14 protein-coding genes are annotated in these 19570 nt (G+C 56.2%); 7 read left to right on the top strand and 7 right to left on the bottom strand.

The window, feature by feature from the left end; genetic code table 11:
- Positions 1 to 14 precede the first annotated feature (14 nt).
- Together HG15A2_RS03090 and HG15A2_RS03085 are read right to left on the bottom strand one after the other, a co-directional pair.
- A complete protein-coding gene (locus HG15A2_RS03090; protein ID WP_145057735.1) occupies positions 15 to 854 on the bottom strand; it encodes an MBL fold metallo-hydrolase in 840 nt (279 codons plus the stop codon).
- A gap of 91 nt (positions 855 to 945) precedes the next feature.
- The gene (locus tag HG15A2_RS03085; RefSeq protein ID WP_145057733.1) at positions 946 to 1716 is read right to left on the bottom strand and encodes a segregation and condensation protein A; all 771 of its coding nucleotides are present in this window, start codon (positions 1714 to 1716) and stop codon (positions 946 to 948) included.
- Between the two features lie 139 nt (positions 1717 to 1855).
- On the opposite strand from HG15A2_RS03085, the gene HG15A2_RS03080 reads away from it, so the two are divergent.
- From HG15A2_RS03080 to HG15A2_RS03070, 3 genes are all read left to right on the top strand, one after another.
- Entirely contained in the window at positions 1856 to 2398 is a 543-nt protein-coding gene (locus tag HG15A2_RS03080; protein ID WP_145057731.1) for an HIT family protein, read from the top strand.
- Positions 2388 to 3560, top strand: a complete 1173-nt coding sequence (gene dgt, locus HG15A2_RS03075; protein WP_218932294.1) for a dGTP triphosphohydrolase — start codon at positions 2388 to 2390, stop codon at positions 3558 to 3560. The genes HG15A2_RS03080 and dgt overlap by 11 nt, the downstream gene beginning before the upstream one ends.
- 225 nt (positions 3561 to 3785) lie before the next feature.
- Positions 3786 to 4811, top strand: a complete 1026-nt coding sequence (locus HG15A2_RS03070) for a PIN/TRAM domain-containing protein (RefSeq protein WP_145057727.1) — start codon at positions 3786 to 3788, stop codon at positions 4809 to 4811.
- Between the two features lie 224 nt (positions 4812 to 5035).
- Here HG15A2_RS03070 and HG15A2_RS03065 read toward each other — a convergent pair whose 3' ends face one another.
- Both HG15A2_RS03065 and HG15A2_RS03060 read right to left on the bottom strand, forming a co-directional pair.
- Positions 5036 to 5686, bottom strand: a complete 651-nt coding sequence (locus HG15A2_RS03065) for a hypothetical protein (protein ID WP_145057725.1) — start codon at positions 5684 to 5686, stop codon at positions 5036 to 5038.
- Between the two features lie 286 nt (positions 5687 to 5972).
- On the bottom strand, positions 5973 to 7886 hold the full coding sequence (locus tag HG15A2_RS03060; protein WP_145057723.1) for a UbiD family decarboxylase: 1914 nt from the start codon (positions 7884 to 7886) through the stop codon (positions 5973 to 5975).
- 363 nt (positions 7887 to 8249) lie between these two features.
- On the opposite strand from HG15A2_RS03060, the gene HG15A2_RS03055 reads away from it, so the two are divergent.
- Positions 8250 to 8858, top strand: coding sequence for an ATP-dependent Clp protease proteolytic subunit (locus tag HG15A2_RS03055; protein WP_145057721.1), 609 nt, complete (start codon positions 8250 to 8252; stop codon positions 8856 to 8858).
- Positions 8859 to 8892: 34 nt separating this feature from the next.
- Here HG15A2_RS03055 and HG15A2_RS03050 read toward each other — a convergent pair whose 3' ends face one another.
- Positions 8893 to 9666, bottom strand: coding sequence for a hypothetical protein (locus HG15A2_RS03050; protein WP_145057719.1), 774 nt, complete (start codon positions 9664 to 9666; stop codon positions 8893 to 8895).
- Positions 9667 to 10179: 513 nt separating this feature from the next.
- Here HG15A2_RS03050 and HG15A2_RS03045 point away from each other — a divergent pair.
- A complete protein-coding gene (locus HG15A2_RS03045) occupies positions 10180 to 11652 on the top strand; it encodes an outer membrane protein assembly factor BamB family protein (RefSeq protein WP_145057717.1) in 1473 nt (490 codons plus the stop codon).
- A gap of 75 nt (positions 11653 to 11727) precedes the next feature.
- Here HG15A2_RS03045 and HG15A2_RS03040 read toward each other — a convergent pair whose 3' ends face one another.
- A complete protein-coding gene (locus tag HG15A2_RS03040; RefSeq protein ID WP_145057715.1) occupies positions 11728 to 14901 on the bottom strand; it encodes an efflux RND transporter permease subunit in 3174 nt (1057 codons plus the stop codon).
- 10 nt (positions 14902 to 14911) lie between these two features.
- The gene (locus tag HG15A2_RS03035; RefSeq protein ID WP_145057713.1) at positions 14912 to 16156 is read right to left on the bottom strand and encodes an efflux RND transporter periplasmic adaptor subunit; all 1245 of its coding nucleotides are present in this window, start codon (positions 16154 to 16156) and stop codon (positions 14912 to 14914) included.
- 489 nt (positions 16157 to 16645) lie between these two features.
- Between HG15A2_RS03035 and HG15A2_RS03030 the strand changes: the two genes are divergently transcribed.
- The gene (locus tag HG15A2_RS03030) at positions 16646 to 18208 is read left to right on the top strand and encodes an efflux transporter outer membrane subunit (RefSeq protein ID WP_218932293.1); all 1563 of its coding nucleotides are present in this window, start codon (positions 16646 to 16648) and stop codon (positions 18206 to 18208) included.
- A 566-nt stretch (positions 18209 to 18774) separates the two neighbouring features.
- Positions 18775 to 19569 (top strand): inositol monophosphatase family protein, encoded by a 795-nt coding sequence (locus HG15A2_RS03025; RefSeq protein WP_145057709.1) that lies wholly within the window; start codon positions 18775 to 18777, stop codon positions 19567 to 19569.
- Position 19570 lies beyond the last annotated feature (1 nt).

Genomic DNA, 19570 nt, shown 5'->3' with positions numbered 1-19570 from the left:
ACAGGGGGTTCGCCCTACAGCCACAGCTTCAGCCGACCATCGAGCATGCCAGGCAAGGCATTCTCAACCATGCGTCGGACCTTGTTAGGATGGTAGCGCGTGCTCAGGTGCCCGGCGATGATGAGCTCGTTGTTGAACTTGTCGCGACGATCCACATAGTCGTCCAGGTGCATGTGCCCAAACTTGTGGATCTTCTCTTTGCGATGCTCAGGCGAAACGAAAGTGAGCTCGGTGATCAGGATCTTTGCTTCGTACATCGCGGGGCAACGGTCGAGACCCACCGGAGCCGTATCGCCCGTGTACGCAACGAGCGGTGTGCGTAATTCCTCAGTGATCTCCGTGCCCGAGGTGCGCAGGTCGCGGATTTGGTCGCCAGAGAGATCGACATATTCGGCCTTGAGCTTGTTCCGTCGCTGCCACACTACGAATCCGCAGGAGGCGACCGAGTGCTTAGTTTCGCTCACCGTGACGACCAATTCTCTCGACAGCTCGATCTCTGCGCCTGCATAAATAGGCAAGATTTCGCACGGCATGCGTCCTCGATCAAGCCGAGTGAACTGCTTGAGCATTTCGCGTGAGGGCTCAATCGCTTCAGGGGGCATGTAGATCGTTGGCGGCGACATTTTCATCATGCGACGCCGGGCCACATACAAGGGGAGTGCCGCGATGTGATCGAGATGCGCGTGCGAGACGAACCACGTGTCCGTACCCATAAACGACCACGGGTGGGCCCCCAAGTCGAAGCCCAACTTCAGCTCCGGAATCCGCCAATACGTCTGAACCGCGGCGCGCGAATAGCCCTCGACGGTTAGTTCGCCGTGGGTGTGCGAGATCAGGGGGGCGTTATCGACCATCGGAAAGCGTCAAAAAGGGCAAGTTTGAAGGCAAGCCCTTCAGTGTAAGGCGTCGCTCGCTCCAAGATAAGGCGCAGGATCCCAGGGCCATTTAGCCTTCGAGCTTGCTCGATGCTTCCTGCTTGCTCTCGGCTGCGAGTACCCACAGTTCCCCGAACAGTTCCTCTTGCTGGCAACGAACGCCGCGGTGACGAATCAGTTCGAGTATCGCCAAGAACAGCCCAACCAATTGCGAGCGATGCATGCCCGGCTCGAAGAAGTCGACGAAGCAAATCCGTGGCTCGCTTTGCAGACGCTTCTCAATCCGCTCCACATAGACTTCGATCGGCGTTTCGTCGTACGAGATTTTTGCTGGTTTGGTCTTCGTATTGTGCTGCATGACGCGGCTGAATGCGCTTACCAAGTCCCAGAGTTCCACATCTTGGATGGGCTGCTCTGCCGGATCAGCTGCGTTTGCCTCCAAATCATTCACCCGCCGCGTGTATCTCAGTTGCCACTGATGGCTGCGAGCTTCCAATTCGCTGGCAGCTTGCTTGAAGCGTTTGTATTCGAGCAACTGCTGAACGAGATCGTCTCGCGGTTCTTCCAGAGTCTCTACCTCGCCTTCATGGCGTGGCAGCATCGACTGGCTTTTGGCCTCCATCAACTTGGTGGCCACTTCCAAGAAATCTCCGACGGCGTCGACATCGATATGCTCAAGAACTGCGAGAATCTCCAGGTACTGCTCAGTCACAACAGCAATCGGAATTTCCAGCACGTCCAGTTCGTGCTTGCGCACCAAGTAAAGCAGCAGGTCAAACGGACCGGCAAACAGATCGAGCTGAATTCGAAATCGCGCAGCAGTGTTGGTAGGCGAGGCCATGGAGGCAAGAGTATGGCGAGCATACAGAATTGACGCCAGAGCAGGCCGCTTGCGGCTTAGCCGCTCTTGCTCGTATTTCCCAGTCAACCTAAACTCGCTGCTGGCACTGCTAGCCTACTGTTCCTAAGAGATTTACCCGATGGATGAACAACGCCTATGGGCGCCCTGGCGATTGGGCTACGTAGCCGGCGACGATCAGCCCGCCGAGCCGACGCTTCCCCGCGAGTGGCTGGCTGGAGCATCGCGGGAGTGCTTCGTCTGCCGCGCTGCGGGAGAATTTGCTGCCCCGTCGGAAGCTCATCGGGAGCATTTGGTAGTGGAAGTGGGTGAGCACGCCGTGGCGATCCTCAATCGCTACCCGTATGCGAACGGGCACCTGCTGGTTTGTCCGCGCCGTCATGCCGGCGATTTGGCTGAATTGACTGCCGACGAGAATCGGGAATGTCTAGAATTACTTACAAGATACACGGAACGCTATCGTACGCTGATCCGTGCGGAAGGCTTTAACATTGGCCTCAACCTGGGCCGCACGGCAGGTGCCGGCGTGCCAGGGCACCTGCACTGGCACCTGGTTCCTCGTTGGCCGGGCGACTCGAACTTCATGCCAGTAACAGCAGGGATTCGAGTGATTCCTCAATCCTTAGAAGCACTGTGGGAAGCGTTAACTGATAATGATGTTTAGTAGAGAAATTGGACAACAAGAGCGCGAGCGACTACTGCTCGCTCCCTACGCAATGCATTCTGCCGACTCAGCGGGGCGCGTGCATCAAGAATCGGCTCATCTCTATCGCAATGCGTACCAACGCGATCGCGATCGAATTGTCCATTCCAGCGCGTTCCGTCGACTGGCGCATAAAACGCAAGTGTTCCTGGGCACGATGGGCGACTACCATCGCTCTCGGTTGACGCATACCCTGGAAGTCACATCGATCGCACGGACCATCGGCCGCACGTTGCAGTTGAACGAGGACCTGATCGAACCGCTCGCACTCATGCACGACATCGGCCATCCGCCGTTCGGCCACGCCGGAGAGGACGTGCTCAACGAATGCCTGTCTGAGCACGGCGGATTCAATCACAACGCTCAAGCCCTACGGATAGTGGAACTCTTGGAGCATCGCTACCCGAACTTCCCGGGCTTGAATCTCACCCGCGAAGTGCTCTCTGGGCAACGAATGCGTTCCAATAAGAAATCTCGTTCAGAAGACCGTGGCCAAGAAAGCCCTCTGCTCGAAGTGCAAGTCGTTGATGCGGCTGATAGCATCGCCTACGACGCACACGATCCCGACGACGCAATCGAGATGGGTCTGCTCACCCTCGGCGAGTTGGCAGACTCCCAACTTTGGCGCGATGCAACCAAAGCTACCCAGCAGCGGTACACGGCGCTTGACCAGCACGAGACTCGCCGCGCAGTGGTGCACGCAGTCATTGATCGACTGGCGGGCGACTTACTCACTGCAACTCAAGAGCGAATCGGCAAATTACAGCCCGGCTCGACCACTGAGGTTCAATCACAAACTGACCTACTTGTTGCCGGCTCGACGGAGTTGGTGGAACAACAACGGGAACTAGAGTCGCTGCTATTCGAGCGTGTCTATCGACATCCTGAAGTACTCCAGCAACGTAAAAGGGCAACAGAAACCCTTCAGCATCGATTCGAGGAACTCACTCGTGGGCACATCCTGTTGCCAGAAAACTATCTGGCACTCGTGCCGAACGAGGGACTCCCGCGGGTCGTGGCCGACTTCTTGGCAAGCATGACTGATCGCAGCGCCCTCGATGGCCGGGAATACGGCGATCGGGAGAACTATGTGACTGTCGCAACGATTGGGTTAGAGAAATAGCTGAAAGATCGTACGTTGACCGAGAAGTTAGGGGCTGGCACTGGTTGTTTGCCGCAGCAGTGTTAGACTTGAAATACCGCGTAGCTGGGGGTAGATCATGACTCGGGATACTCCGCGGTAGCACGAGTGTGGCGAAAGTTGTCCGCTCTGTCCTTAGATTCGCGATTCAAGGTGCGCTATCATTCAAGCTATTGTCTTTATCGTTTCGCAATAGAAATATTAACTATGGCTCTGATCGTTCTTCGTTGTGTGTTCGTGCTCGTCGCAGCCGGGCTAGGCGTACAGCTGATCCAGTCTGACGCGTTGCCCAAGGAACCCTACGTACCTTGGCTGGTCATCGGCGGCATGATCTTGCTGGCTGGCATCGTGATTACAGTAGATATGTGGGCACGCAAGAAGCGCCTCGATACGATCACCGCCGTCTATTTCGGCCTGCTCATCGGGTTGTTCTTGACGTACGTGTTGAAGATTGCTCTCAGTCCGGTACTCGCGCCCGACACGCTACAAGCGACTTGGGTGCCGCTGATCTTGGGTATGGTGCTTTGCTATTCCTGCATTAGTATCCTGATGCAGACCAAGGATGATTTCCGCTTCATTATTCCCTACGTGGAATTTGCGAAGGAAATCAAAGGCCTCAAGCCCTATGTGCTCGACACTTCCGTGGTGATCGACGGTCGCATAGCCGACGTGGTCGATACGCGCATGATCGACAACCAACTGATCATGCCGCAGTTTGTCATAGCCGAACTCCAAGCCATTGCCGACTCCAGCGACAAGCTGCGCCGCGGGCGCGGGCGGCGTGGGCTGGATATTCTCAATCGGTTGCGTTCCGATCCCAAGGTCGATCTTGTGATCTACGATCGCGATCTACCTCAGTTCGCGGGTCAGCCGGTCGATCAAAAGCTCGTACTCCTGGCAAAGCACCTTGAAGGTAAAGTCGTTACCAACGACTACAACCTCAACAAAGTGGCGAAGCTGCATGACGTGGGCGTCATCAACTTGAATGACATCTCCAACGCCCTCAAGCCGATCTTTCTGCCCGGCGAAACGCTGGAGGTTCGCATCATGAAGGCGGGCGAAGAAAGCGGGCAAGGCGTCGGCTATCTCGAAGACGGCACGATGGTTGTCATCGAAGGGGGCCGCAATCACGTGGGCGAAAGCGTCGCCGCGGTGGTGAGCAGCGTGCTCCAGACCAGTGCCGGTCGCATGGTGTTTGGCCGTTACGAGCGGAACGGCAACGACCAGTCGTAACGGTTGTGTGGGAGGCGTACCGCGGATTACCGCTACGTACTTGCCTGAGCGCATTGTGGTGTGGTCCACTTCGCCTGCGAACTACTCTCCCTTGTGCTATCGAGCGGACAGGAGAGACCGCCGGAGCTTACTACTGTCGAGCGACCCCCAGAGGGAGGGTGACTTAAGCAACCTTTCATGCCGAGCTTGTTTTTCCCTGAATCCTAAGCTTGATCGGCAGGAGCTTACTTCGGAGCTTCCTCGGCCTTGGGCTTCTTGGGCCCCTCGGGCTTGCCGTTGACGATCAGCCCTTTGTCGATGTTCGCTTCCAGTTGACGCAGGATGTCGCCGGTCGGTTCGCGTTTGAATTTGAAATCGTCAATCACGAACATCTTCTTGCGGCCGTCCTCTTTGTAGTGCACCTTGGCGATGCCTTTGTTCTTCCACTTCTTCTTGTCGATCGAGAACACGTCGGCAAACTTGAGAGACTGCCCCCAACTGGAATTGAGCGAAGTGCCGTCCCCTTCGATCCAACGCCCGCGCGAACGCAGCACGAAGGCTAGTAGGCCAAGCGTCGCCAAGCCGCAGACACCGGCCATGATGAACTGGCCCTGGATTCTCCCAGGGTTCATGAGGTGCTCCGCGTCGGGCTTTTCTGCCGGGTCGTAGCCATTCTCCGCAGCGAAAGCTTCCCACTCCTGCTTCCGAGATTCGCCCGTCTCCTCCTCCTCTTTAGCAAGCTGCACAAACATCTGATCTCGCTTGAGCTGATCTGGATAGGTGACCATGCCGTCGTAGAGGGACCAAAGCCCAAAGCCGAGTGCCCCGAGTGCCATCAGCAGAAACCGCAGGTAGTACTTGCCATCGCGCTCGGCGCGAATTGTGTTGTTACTCATAAATCTCTGCTACGAAAAGGTTTGCGCTGATTCCAGGTAATTGATGACGAGCCACATAAGGCCGACCCGCCTTGTAGTATGGCAATCGGGGAGCAGGTGCGTCAATTTACTCGCAGCAGAAAAGCCGGGTCGAGCTTGCCCACTGGCCCCAGCGTAGCGACTGGGAGGGTTATGAGGAGGGACCAGAGCAGTTTGCGCGAACAGTGAAGCAGTCCCGGAGTCCGGGCGAGGCTTAGCTCTCAGGCTAGTCGCAAGAGAGGTTCGCTACAGCAAACTCGAAAACACGCTAGAGGATGCCGTGCAGCGGCCCACCTTCGGCCGCCAACCCCTCAACGCGGCGTGTTACGGAGGGGTCTTCCTCCAGTGGAGGAGCATGGTGGGACTTGATGCGTGCGTCGAAAACCAACGATCCGCGACAGCCCCAGTGTTTATTGACGATTGTGGCGTCGATGCCGTAGAGATCGCTGGCCGGGTTGGTACGTGTGAAAACCGTCCAGAGAAAATTGCGTACCGACTCACTCACGAACTGGCTATCGTCCACGATCACCAACCAGCGGAACTTGTTGAGCGGTTGGTCCGCATTGAAATAATCCACAAAACACTGCATGGTCGCAGCGGTTTCCTGTCGAGCGGCCTGACGAACCTCGGGTGAGACTTCAAATTGAAACGACGGGGCAGGGCAGGGTGGACCTTCGATCGCCAACACGCCTGGCATGACAACACGCGGAACGCGGAACCCATCGGGCAGGCTCAAGCCAGCAGGCACTTCTGTAGCTAGTTCAAACCTTGCCGGGCCGACTGCAGCCATGACGACTTTCGAACCTGCGTTCAACCCGTCGCCCGAGTAGTCGAGCGTATCGATGGTGGTTGCCGTTTGAAAATGCAAGTCGCGTCGCCAGTCGCAGCGGGCGAGCAAATGACGCAAGAAGGCAGTCTCATCCTGCATATTGAGTTGCGGATCGTCTTGTCCGTTGACGATCAACAAGAACTTTGCCAGGGAAAGTTGCCCCTGCCCGAGAATCGCATTGGCTTGGGTGAGTAGCTCCTGCGGGGCTGGGTTGCCCGGTTCACTTGCGGGCGACATGGGCATGTAGCGCTCGCTACCAATCGCCAACAACAACGGATGCACACCTGCCGCATCAACCGCGTGGACGCCCGCTACACCTGGTAATACCGTGGGAATCAGCGGGCCGGTCATTTCGTGGATGAGTTGACCGAACATCGTATCTTCCTGGGGCGGACGACCGACAACCGTGAAGGGCCAAATCGCATCGTCGCGATGGTAAACGTGCTCGACCTGCAACACGGGAAACAGGTGCTGCAGGCTGTAATAGCCGAGGTGATCGCCGAAAGGTCCTTCAGGAAGCAGTCGCTTAGGGTCGACGGTACCGGTGATGCAGAAGTCGCATTCGGCATGAATCGCTGGCGCTGGATTGCCATGTACATCTTGTTGGCGAATCATGCGTACGCGCCGGCGATTAAGTGCCCCTGCGAAGGTCAACTCGCTCATGCCCTCAGGCAACGGCATGACCGCAGCTAGTGGCAGCGCTGGCGGACCACCAATGAAGATGTTCACGCGGAACGGTTTACCCGCAGCCATTGCTGCTTGGTGATGCACGCCGATGCTGCGATGGATTTGGTAGTGCAGCCCGACCTCGCGATTGGCTGCATACTCGTTACCTGCCAGTTGCACACGGTACATGCCTAGGTTGGAACTACTCAACCCAGGCTGCCGCACATCTTCGGAGTAGACCGCTGGCAAAGTGATAAACGGCCCGCCATCTTCCGGCCAGCTTTGCATTTGTGGAAGTTGCGAGAGGGTGGTTTCGTTCGCCAGCACAGGACCGCTACGCACATACTTGGGTAGCATGGTGAGTGCGTGCAGCGGCAGCTTCCACTGCTTCCACGGCTTGCGCAGGGCAGCTTGCGGGTCGGCCTTCGCGGCGACCAATTGGCTGACCGCGGGAAGCCCATCGCGGAAGATGGTGCGAGCGCGCTCGATGGTGCCGAATAGGTTGCTCACCATGGGAAACCGGCAACCGGTGACGTTAGTAAACAAGAGGGCAGGACCGCCAGCGGCGAAAACACGGCGCTGGATGGCTGCCGCTTCGAGGTGCGGATCGACTGGTACGTCGATACGTAGCAACTCGCCTTGCTGCTCTAAATCGGCAGTACATTGGCTTAGACTGTGGTAACCCATGTGGAATCTTGGTGCAGAAATGAGTCGTCAGGGCGCTTACGGCTCAGCTATCTTACCGCCCTCATCCAGCGGGCGTAACTTCCGCGGTGGTCAACATCGCGATTCAGGGCTTAATTATCCGCGCTTAGTTATCGGGACTTTCTGAATAACCCTGCCTGGCCCACACATTCGGCACCGCCAGCACTTCCCAGCTGGGAGTGCCAAAAGGCTTGATTTATAGTGTTCTGATGGCTTTGGAGAGCAGAAATGCCGGTCTGCCTTCTGCGAGCAAATGCTAGGCGATTTGCTAGTTTCTCTTTACAATGGAGGCATAGTAATGGGGCTGTGGGCACAGAAATGGTTAAATGAAGGTTGGGGAAGCATATGCAACAGGATCAACAACACGAGCGCCGGGAGATTGCCATCGTGGGCGATCTTACCGAACACGAGACCGAGCTGACCGAACGATTGCTCGATATCGAGCCGGGCGGTGAGTGCACTATTTACTTCGACTCCCCTGGCGGGTCGCCGTACTGTGCGACTTCGCTCATGACGTTGATTCGTCTGCGCGGCATCCAGGCCACGGGCATCGTGACGGGCGAATGTTCGTCGGCAGCTCTGTGGCCATTTGCGGCTTGCCGTCGCCGATTGGTAACCCCCTGCAGCGTCCTACTCTTCCATCCCATGCGCTGGCAAAGCGAAGAGAATGTCGGCCTCGCAGAAGCTGCCGAGTGGGCTCGCCACTTTGCCTCGCTAGAGAAAGACATGGACGGGCTGCTGTCCGACTTGTTTGGTGTCGATCACGAGATGATGGATAAGTGGATCAATCCGGGCCGCTATGTGAGCGGCCAAGAAATGGCCGATGCAGGTCTCGCCGAGTTGATTCCCATCGGCCAACTCACCAATCTCACTCCACTACCAGCGGCAACGCTCAACGGGAAAACGGGCCAAGCACCTGCGGCAAAGCTCGCCAAAGTTGCTACGAGCGCCTAACCGTTCGGCAAACGCGCTGCTAAGCCGCAAGCGACTAGGTGGTCAGCGGTGGTTGCTCAGTTGCCAGCTCTTGGAGTTCTTGCTTCGCAATAGAGTAAGGCGCGCGATTCTCTAACGTAGATATGGTGAACAACGCGCGAGCCCGCAATCGGCGGATCACGCCCTTCTCCATGAAGTGATCGCACATTCTCCACTGGGTGCGAGATTCGGCATCGCCTGCGGACGATTGGCGCCAATCGAGAAAATCCGTTGGGTGTACCATCTCCGCATAGAACACCGAATTTTCGTCTTCGGCGCTTGGCAACTCAACTAACGAAAACCCGCGCTGGAGAACAATCCATTCTTCACCTGCCGCAGGTGCTTGTTCCTCATCGCTTGCGTTGGATGGATGGAACTTGCAGTCGACGCAATCGACTGTCGAACGAACGAGGACCTTCGGATAGGTTTCCAGTAGTGGCGTCTGCACGGATACCGTTACATCGACAACGACCGCTTCCCCGTCCTCGTTTTGAACTTCCCAGTAGACTTGAAAGCCAACAGGGTGATCGACCGTCGGAGCGTACGTCGCCACCAACTCATTGCCACGGGCGTAGGCTTCTGTGGGCGCTTCATTGTGTTTCTCGTCAGCGGTACGGCCTGCGACACCACTCTCGATAGCGACCCCCAGGACATGCCCCTGGATGGCTGAGCGACGTTGGGAGATATTCTGCAACCCAAGGTCAGGCCGAGTTAGGTCAACGCCTGCCGAGAAGCTTTCGCCACTGAACTCGGCCTTGTTGCCATTGATTTGCCACGTTGTTCCGTTCATAGAGCTGGGAACCGCTTTCTGGGAGATCGTTCCTCAGGCGCAGGTCACAGGAGTCTCTTTGCAACGACCTCATCAGCACAATCACGACTCCTGAACTGCCAAAGATTGAAGCTAGAGAATAATGCACTGGCCCCTCAACCGCAACGCATGACCGCGTAGCAAGTGAACGAGACTCAAAAGTGTAGGTCCCTTTTCTCGCAGCAGGCAGTCGCCTATCCTGCACGATGCTCCGAACATGCGCCACTCGCCGGTCGGCCACGTATTGCGCGTGCTCAACCACCTCGTGGCGCGGCTGCAGATTCTTGTGAAAACCTAGGAGGACACTACGGACGACCATTTCAAGCCTGTACGTTCTCGCCTCCACATTGTATGAGACTCAACCTGCAATTGGCGACCCGACAACAACTCAGAGGGTGATCTCACAGAATCTCGCGTCCCATGTGCTGGACCGACTCGGATCGTGTGATTGTAGACATGCGTTAGACTTCAATTCATAGCCCCGTTGGAGAAAACATGAGTTACAAGCTATCCACAATTGCCGTACTTCTTTGCTCGCACATTTTCAGTGCAAGTGCCTCACTCGCTCAGGAACAAGAGACGACTCAATGGCCTCGCTGGCGCGGGCCGATTGCCACGGGCGTTGCACCCGACGGCGATCCACCCATGACGTGGGACGAGGACACCAATGTCAAATGGAAAGTTCCGATCCCCGGTCAGGGGAGTGGCTCGCCGATTGTATTCGATGATAAGATCTACTTGCTGTCCGCAATCAAGACCGACCGCACGCAGGAATCTGACGAGGCAGTTTCAGACCGCAGCCCGGCGAGCCCATTTCGACTTGTCCAAACCGAGTCGGATCGGCGCCCGCGAGGTGAACGACCGCGCGGTGAGCGCCCGGATGGTGAACGCCCACGAGGTGAGCGGCCGGAAGGTGAGCGTCGTCGCGGCGGTCGGAGAGGCGGGAGCGGTCGGGCCGCTAATCCAACGCATTTCCACCAGTTTGTCGTGCTTTGCCTGGATCGTAAAACGGGCCATGTTCTCTGGCAAGAGACCGCCGCCGAAGTGGTTCCACACGAAGGACATCATGCAACGGCGAGTTACGCATCAACATCCGCAGTGACCGATGGGAAGAACCTATACGTTTCTTTCGGTTCGCGCGGTGTTTACTCTTACGACCTGGAAGGCAATTTTCGCTGGAAACACGAAATGCCTCCGCTCTACACACGCAACAGCTTTGGCGAGGGCTCTTCGCCCGCACTATATGGTGATACTCTGGTCGTAAATAGCGACCATGAGCAGCAATCGTTTATCGAAGCGCTGGATACCAATACCGGTGAACCCCGCTGGAAGACACTCCGGGACGAGGAAACCAGTTGGGGCACGCCGCTCATTGTTGAGCATGAGGGTGTTGTCCAGGTGATCGTCAACGCAATGAACCGGACCAGATCCTATGACTTGGCAACGGGTGAAGTCATCTGGGAATGCGGCGGACAAGCTTCGGGCCCCGTGCCCACGGCAGTGGTTCACGACAACCTTGTTTTCTGCATGACAGGCCATCGAGGATCGGCGCTCTACGCCATTCCGCTCAGCGCGCGCGGCGACATTACCGGCTCAGACAAGATCGCCTGGAAGCTGGACCGTGACACACCCTATGTCCCCTCCCCGTTAATCTACGACGACTTGCTCTACTTCACCAAAACCAACAGTGCCATGCTTACATGCGTCAAAGCCGCCACAGGCGAAGTGCAATACCGCAGCAAGCGACTGCCTGGAATGGACTCCATCTACGCCTCGCCGGTTGCCGCCTCGGGACGCATTTATATCGCCGGCCGCAACGGCATGACCGACGTGATTAAACCCGGGCCGAAGTTTGAAGTGCTGGCAGAGAACGAGCTCGGCGAGTCGATTGACGCAACGCCCGCCATTGTCGGCAAGGAGATATTCATTCGCGGCGCGAACCACTTGTATTGCATCGCCACAGACTAAACCAAAATGCTGCCGGCCGATGCCATGCCGAAATCTGGTTCGCCCCAGTCGAAGAGAACTGCTGAGCTGCTGAGACTATGGAGAATCCGTTGCCGCTTGAGTTGCCTTCCCTAAGAACGGGCGAACGTACCAATCCTTGAACTGAATCGAAGCGTGCTTCAAGTCCTCCGATACAAGGAGCGAACAGGGAATCAGAAACAGAGTGACAACAGTGGCAAACATGACGCCAAATGCCAGAGATACCGCCATGGGAATGAGGAATTGAGCCTGTAGCGAACGGTCTACCAGCAGCGGCATTAACCCGACAAACGTGGTAATCGAGGTGAGCATGATGGGGCGAAAACGTCTGGCCCCGGCTTCCATCGCCGCTTCATATAAACTGCTCCCCTCCTTACGCCGTCGGTTCACATAATCAACCAACACAAGCGTGTCGTTGACCGAGACTCCGGCCAGTGCGAGCATACCAAAAACGGACAGATAGGACGGAGTAATGCCCAAGATAATGTGCCCCAGGAGCGCACCAATCAAGGCAAACGGAACGGCCAGAAGCACGAAGAAGGGCTGCCCCAATGAGTTCAGTGCAATGGCCAGAAGTCCGTACAACGTGAAGGCGAGCAGCGCTGAGCCCAACATGGTTTTGAAACGTGCATCCTCCGCTTCGGCAACGTAGCCGATGAACTGGTAAGTGAGATTGTGGGGCTGGCACAACTTGTCGAACTGCGGGCTGAGCTCCTTGGCGATCCCCAGCACATCGACCGTTTCATCGACCGGTTGGGCACCAACCCGCAGGACTTCGGCACCATCTTTGCGATCGACCGAGGACGGGGCTTTCGTGAAGGCAATCTCTGCGACCGTTGAGAGCGGCACGTTGGCTCCACGGGGCGTAGGAATTCTCATTCGATCGAGCGTGTGTAAGGACTCACGACTACCACGCGGCAGACGAACCATCACACGAATGTCGTCGATCCCACGTTGCACACGTTGGGCCTCCTCTCCAAAAAACGCCTGACGAATCTGCTGGGCAAGCAATTGCTGGGTCAGTCCCAACTCGGCAGCCAGCGGCTTCATCGTGACTTCTAACTCGTCCTGCCCATAGTTAATGTTCGCCCAGGTGGAGCTAAATTCCTCGTAGCCTTGGAGAACACGGCGTATTTCTCTGGCCACCTCAGCCTTCTCCGGAGACATCGGGCCGCGGAGCTCGATGTTGAGGTTCTCATTGTCGAAATCACGATCGTTCTTAATGCTGCCTTCCGAGCGGACTCGAAATTCCGTCGCTTCAGTGATAGGGCCAACCAGTTCGGTCCAGCGAGTCACCAGTTCGCTGTTCCGTGGCCCAGGCTCGCTACGCATTGTGGGTGCCATCACCTCAAACGCAATCGCACCTCTCGACTTGTCAAAGTCCCGATGAATTCTTCCGGCGCCGGTAATCTTAGAAATATCCTGCACCAACGATTCCCCGCTTCCCGGGTCGATGTATTCTTTTTGCAGCTCCAGCACAGCGGCTTCGATCCGGTCCATGTACATAGCCGTCACCGCAAGCGGGGTGTCGTCGGGCATGTCAAGCGAGGCGGAAATGCGCTGCCGATCAATTGAGGGAAACGCGATAAATCCCATGCGCCCACTCTGGCAATGCCCGAGCATCAACAGTCCGCAGACTGCAAAACCTGCCAATACCGAAACGCGATGACGAGCCGCAACAACCAGCGTGGGCTGATAGACTCGCTCAATAAAATACTCCAGGCCGTTGGCGACCGACGTTTGCAATCGAGTCAGAATGTTCTGTCGCGGAACAAGTCGGAGGTGCTTCAAATGGGCAGGTAGAATCAGCTTGGATTCGATCAGCGAAAAGAGCAGGACCGGAGCAACCACCGGGGGGACCTGTCTGGCATAATCTCCCCACGTGCCATCAAAAAACAGCAACGGTATGAAAGCCACGATCGTGGTGATTGCTCCAAAAGTCACGGGGGTTGTGACCTCCTGAGTACCCTCAATGGCGGCCTCAAGTGGTGGCACGCCGGCCTTCATCTTCAGATACACATTCTCGCCTGTAACAATCGCATCGTCCACCACGATACCCACGACGATGATAAATCCGAAGAGGCTCATGACATTGGCCGTGACGCCAAACCACGGCATCATCATCACTCCGCCTGCAAAGCCAACGGGGATACCGATCACGATCCAAAAAGCTAGAGCGGGACGCAAGAACAAGCCAAGCAAGATCATAACCAGGACGCCACCCTGCAAGAGCGATTGGGTGAGCGTACTTAACCGACCCCGGATGGAAATCGACTCGTCGTCCCAAACGAATAGCTCGATACCCTCTGGAAAGGTTTTGCGAGAATTTCGAACGTATTCTCGCACTTTATTGGAAATATCGATCGCGCTCTCATTGCCAGTTCGTAAGACTTCCACGAACAAGGCCGGCCGGCCGTTGAAGGTGACGAGCTTCTCACCTTCCTCGAACCCATCGTTGATGGTGGCAACGTCGCCCAGCAGCACATCGGCACCGTTGGCTGCGCGAATCGGCACTTCGTTGAATTCACGCTCCGTGTAGGCCTGGCCACGTGTGCGGACGATAAACGTGCCACTTGCGCTGTCGATCGCACCCGCCGGCAGATCGACCGAGAATTCGCGAATGGCATCGGCCAGCTCCTGAAAGCTCAATCCATAGGCAAGCAGTTTCTGGGGATTCGCCTCGACGGAAATTTCATAGCGCCGGTCGCCTTGAATCTGAGCCCGACTAACCCCTGGAAGTGCCAAGATATCTTCGTGAACTCGCCGAGCAACTTCGCGCAATTCATGCGGGCTTAGCTGCCCGGTGACAGCGACACTCAGCACTTCCCACCAATTCGAAGAATCAGGAATAAAGATACGCGGACGCTCGGTCTCATCGGGAAATGTGGTGATCGTGTCGATCTGCGCCGTTACGTCGTCCATCAATGCCCGCAGATCGGTTCCGGGGACCGCTTCGAGGTAGAACTTTGCCTCCCCCCGCCGCCCTTCGGCATTAACTTGCTTGATGCCGCTAACCCCTTCAAGTGCTTCCTCGATGGGGATCAAAATTGCACGTTCGACATCTTTGGCGGTAGCCCCTCGATAGGGCATTTCGACAACCACCATTTCAAAACTACGCTCGGGCGACACCTCCAGCGGGATACGATAAACGGCCGTATAGACCCCCCCTACGAGGATTGCGAGCATGAGAAAGTTCGCGGCTATCCCATTGATTGTAAACCAGCGAATCATCGTGCAAACACTATTGGGGGATGGATGCCTCAGCATCCTTCGATGTGGAATCGGCCAGCGACGACGTCGCAGATGCTTCAGGAATAATGTCGACTTTGGTGCCCTCCGGGGCATAGACCATGGCTGTCGTGGCAAGCCACATGCCTTCGGGAATCGCGGAGCTCTTGACGATGACATGCTCCGAATCAGACCAAATCGAGTCCACGGTAATCGGTAGCAAGGTTTGATCTTCCGGTTTGACCAACACAATCTTGTTTAGCTGGCGTACAGCAGCCCGCGGCAATACAACCACGTCTCGCAATACTTCGCCCTCGATGGATGCCACAACAGGCTGGCCAACTCGCAAAGGGGCGCGACCGGTCTCGCGGCCGAAAGGATCTTCGATACGCGCAATAGCGAACAGATCTCGTGAATTCTCATCAAGCACGCCTTCGGTACGAACGATGTTCGCGTGCCACGACGCAGACGAAGCGTCGTTGATCGCGTCCCGTAAGACGACATCGACCGGCGGATCGTCCGCAAATTCCGGTAGAGTGAGGTAGGGGAGCTGGTAGCCCGAAATCGGCAGGCGGACTTCCGTAAACTCGACAGCAAACACCACTCCTAACGGCGAATTCGGATTGGCCATTTGGCCTAGACCAATGCTCTTCGCCTCCACACGTCCGTCGAAGGGTGCCAGTACTTTTGTTCGCTGCAGATCAAGTTTCGCTTGCTCGACCTGCGTTGCAGCGAGATCCGCGTTTGCTTCCGCTTGCTCGCGTGTGGCTGACGCTTCTTCAACTTCTGCTCTGGGGACAGCGTTCGATAGAATCAGCCGCAGCTTACGTTCTTCATTCAACTTGGCAATTTTCAGGGCCGACTTGGCAGACAACCACTGCGACTCGGCTATCGAGAGGGCCGTTTCGTAATTCCGTGGGTCAATTTCAACCAGGACTTCACCTGCCTTGAAATAGGCCCCCGTCTCGAACGATGGGCTCACTTTTGTCACGATACCGGCAATCTCGGCAGTCAAGGTGACTTGGTTATGCGACTGGACGATTCCCTGCGTCTTGATGAGAACGGGATAGTCCGTTACCTCTAGTTCCACGACTCGGGTTCGCAAAATGCGCTTCTCTACCACCGAAATCGGGGCGTCCTCTTCCTGTACTGACAGTTTGGAATAGCCGACCCAACCACCCACAAGAATCGCGCAAGGCACGGCGGCACGTATGCACAATCCAGCAAGACTCCCATACAAACGGTTCGAGGTGGCCATAGAGAGTGAAGCTAACTAATCGGGCTGCCGTGAGGGTGGCATGTGGGCGGCCACTATTCGGCGAGGTGGGGGCGGGAGCTCTCATTATATTCAGTAAACCGTCCCATCGCTGCGCATCTCTGGCAACTTTTTACCTCGGAAATGGGACTTTGGCACGCCGGAACCTCTACTTCTAGGCGGGTTACGGAGCCCGAAATGGCTTGAAGCAACCACGTACTTCTGATTTCTTGGCACGCCGGGAATCTGGTGCTGGCTCCGTCGAAAACAGTGCGACATTAGCTTTTCCATCGAAAAACCTACCTCCGCTAGCTAGCAAGCGTTAAAGTTTTCCGCCCTTGGAAATCAGGTTGCATGAGTCCTGCCTAAAGTAACGAAGAATCTGAGCATAGGGGATACGACGACTAAGCAGAAAACTGCTACTTTTCGAAAGCCAAGCAAATGCAGCGAAGAAGAAAGTCATTTGCAGAAGCCCCGGTCCATTTTTGCCGGATGGTGGACCATTTCTGGCTCGTTTTAGTTTGTTTAACACTATTGTCCGTCGGCTGCACGAGCCCTCGAGAGTGGATCGCCAATGGCTTCAAGGTCGGTCCCGAATACTGCACTCCGTGCGTCGAAGTCGCCGAAGATTGGATCGACGCGGATGATCGCCGTATCCTGAGCGATCCAGTTGATCATGCAGCCTGGTGGACCAGTTTTAACGACCCGGTCCTAAATCAACTGGTCGCCGAAGCTTACCGTCAAAACCTGACGCTTCGCGAGGCGGGAGAGCGGATCAGCGAAGCGCGCGCCCTCAGGGCTATCACTGTTGGAAACGTGTTCCCACAGCAACAGGATGTTTCAGCAAGTTATTCGCACAATCTGCCGACCGGAACTGGCTTCGATAGACATTTCAGTACGTGGACCAGTTCGTTCAATCTCGCCTGGGAACTAGATTTCTGGGGCCGATATCGCCGTGCGGTTGATGCGGCTGACGCCGATCTTGAATCGACTGTCTACGACTATGGCGACGTTGTGGTGACCTTGGTTGCCGATGTAGCCGCGACCTACGTTGACATTCGAACTTTGCAAACGCGTTTGGAACTGGCCAAACGCAATGTGGAGAATCAACGGAATACTTACGAGCTGACGGAGAATCTATTTCTTGGCGGTGAGTTGAGCGATATTGACGTGCAGCAAGCAAAATCGAGTCTCGCGCAAACTGAGACTCTGATTCCGCAGCTGCAAGTCACGCTTCGTCAGACGCAGAATCAACTTTGCGTTCTGCTAGGTATCCCGCCACGTGACCTTATTGCTCGGCTTGGCGAAGGCGATATCCCCACCGTCGCACCCGATGTGGCCCTAGGCATTCCCGCAGCAACACTGTTGCAACGCCCAGACGTCCGCCGCGCAGAGCGCGAGCTGGCAGCACAAAGCGCACTGATTGGGGTCGCCGAGTCAGAACTGTATCCAATCATCACCCTTAGGGGCAATGTGGGAGTTGCTGCGAACCAGTTCGACGACTTGTTCCGAAACGGTTCCTCGTTTGGATCGATTGGCCCTTCGCTGCGTTGGAACATCTTAAATTATGGTCGCATTCTCAACGGCATTGATGTGCAAGATGCGCGGCTTCGACAACTGGTTCACCGGTACCGGCAATCCGTACTGCTGGCCAATCTGGAGGCCGAGAATGCGATCATTCAATTCCTCAAATCGCAAGTGCAGCTGAAGCTCGAGTTGGAAGCCGCCAAGGCAGCCGATAAGACGAATGAATTGATCACTTTGCAACTCAAGGAAGGCGAAGCAGATATCAACCGTGTCTTCAACGTCCAGAACTTCAAGACGCAGCAGGAGTTATCCGCTGCACTCACCAAAGGCGAGGTCGCGCAGAGCTTGATCGCTATTTACCGAGCGCTGGGCGGTGGTTGGCCGTCGCCCTTCCTGGGTGAGGCGATAGTCGAAATCAATCCCGTCAGCGAGCCTAAGGAAGCCGAAGAAGAGACAGCGGACCTTGAGCAATTGCCGCCACCCAACCCAGAGGAAGAATTGCCACAAGAGCCTGCTCCCGCGGCGTAGCTTTGAGATTCTCTCGGCACAGCCTGCTACTCTGTGGTAATGCCTCGCACCAAAGGCTGCTGTCCTCGCGGCTATCTTCTTCACGCACTCAATCGCGTGCTGTGGGTAAGGTTGCGATTCTTTGAGAAGACTGCAGAAAGAAACTTGCGCAGTCATAACAGAGCACAAAAAAAACCCCGTCGAACACACAAGGTGAAGCGACGGGGCCGGAACAGAGAAGAGGCCGAATGTCTGCTGTGGGGGGATAAAGAAGATCAGGCAATCGCCTGCTGCAAATCTGCAGCGGGTCACGTCTGAGCAAGCATCCCAACCCTTCCTGCTCTCTAATGCATCCTACCCGTTTCCGAAGCGGTGTCCAGCTTTTTCGCTCAGCTTTGCAAGAAACTTTCCATATTTTTCTCGCCCTAAATGGCCCTTCTCGTCGTTATTACCTAACCCACAATGTCTTACGTCGAATGCGAGCGGAGTTTTTGTGTCAGATGTGAACAAATGCGCAGGCTCGGCACCTCCAATCTGATGCTTACTGCGTAATTGGCCTTCAAGAACCAGCTAGCGGATCATCAAACATGCCCAATTCTGCTGAATTACTAGAGGTTTGCCGGCTTGCCGCCCGTGCTGGGGCTGAGCAATTGCTCTCCTGGCGAGGTCGATTCGAGACCCGAGAAAAGGGGGCACGCGACTTTGTCACCGACGCGGATATTGCCTCTGAAAAGGCCGTTTGTACCGTTATTGCCCAGCATTTCCCAAGCCACGCGATTCTCGGCGAGGAGTCGGCTGCGGAGTCCGCCCCGGCTAAGGAGCTACTCAGCCGTCCCTTTTGTTGGGTGATTGACCCATTGGACGGCACGACGAACTACTTACACCAATTCCCTTGCTTCGGCGTTTCGGTAGCTGTCGCAGCCGATGGCATCCTCCAAGCGGGCGTCATCATCGACCCGTTGCTAAGAGAGGAATTCGCCGCGAGTCGCGGCGGTGGTGCGACTCTCAACGGCGCCCCCCTCCAGGTGAGCGATACTACGGCAGTGGAATCCTCGCTGGTGGCAATCAGTTTTCCTCCCAATCTCGCGCCCGATTCCCCCGATCTACAGGCTTTTCTGAATGTCGCCACGCAATGTCGCGCTGTGCGACGGACAGGCTCGGCTGCCTTAAATCTGGCTTATGTAGCCAGTAGCCGTCTCGATGCCCATTGGGCCCATCAGATCCATCCCTGGGATGCGGCTGCGGGGGTGTTACTGGTTCAGGAAGCAGGAGGCATGGTCACGGCCAGCCGCGGCGGAGAATTCGACCTTGCCGAAGCGAACTATTTTGCTTGCTCCAACGTTGAACTACACAAACACCTGATGCCACTCGTGAAAGCATAGC

Source organism: Adhaeretor mobilis, from assembly GCF_007741515.1.
Taxonomy (GTDB): domain Bacteria; phylum Planctomycetota; class Planctomycetia; order Pirellulales; family Lacipirellulaceae; genus Adhaeretor; species Adhaeretor mobilis.
Note: the sequence above shows the minus strand (reverse complement) of the source record. Positions and strands in the feature narration are given on the sequence as shown.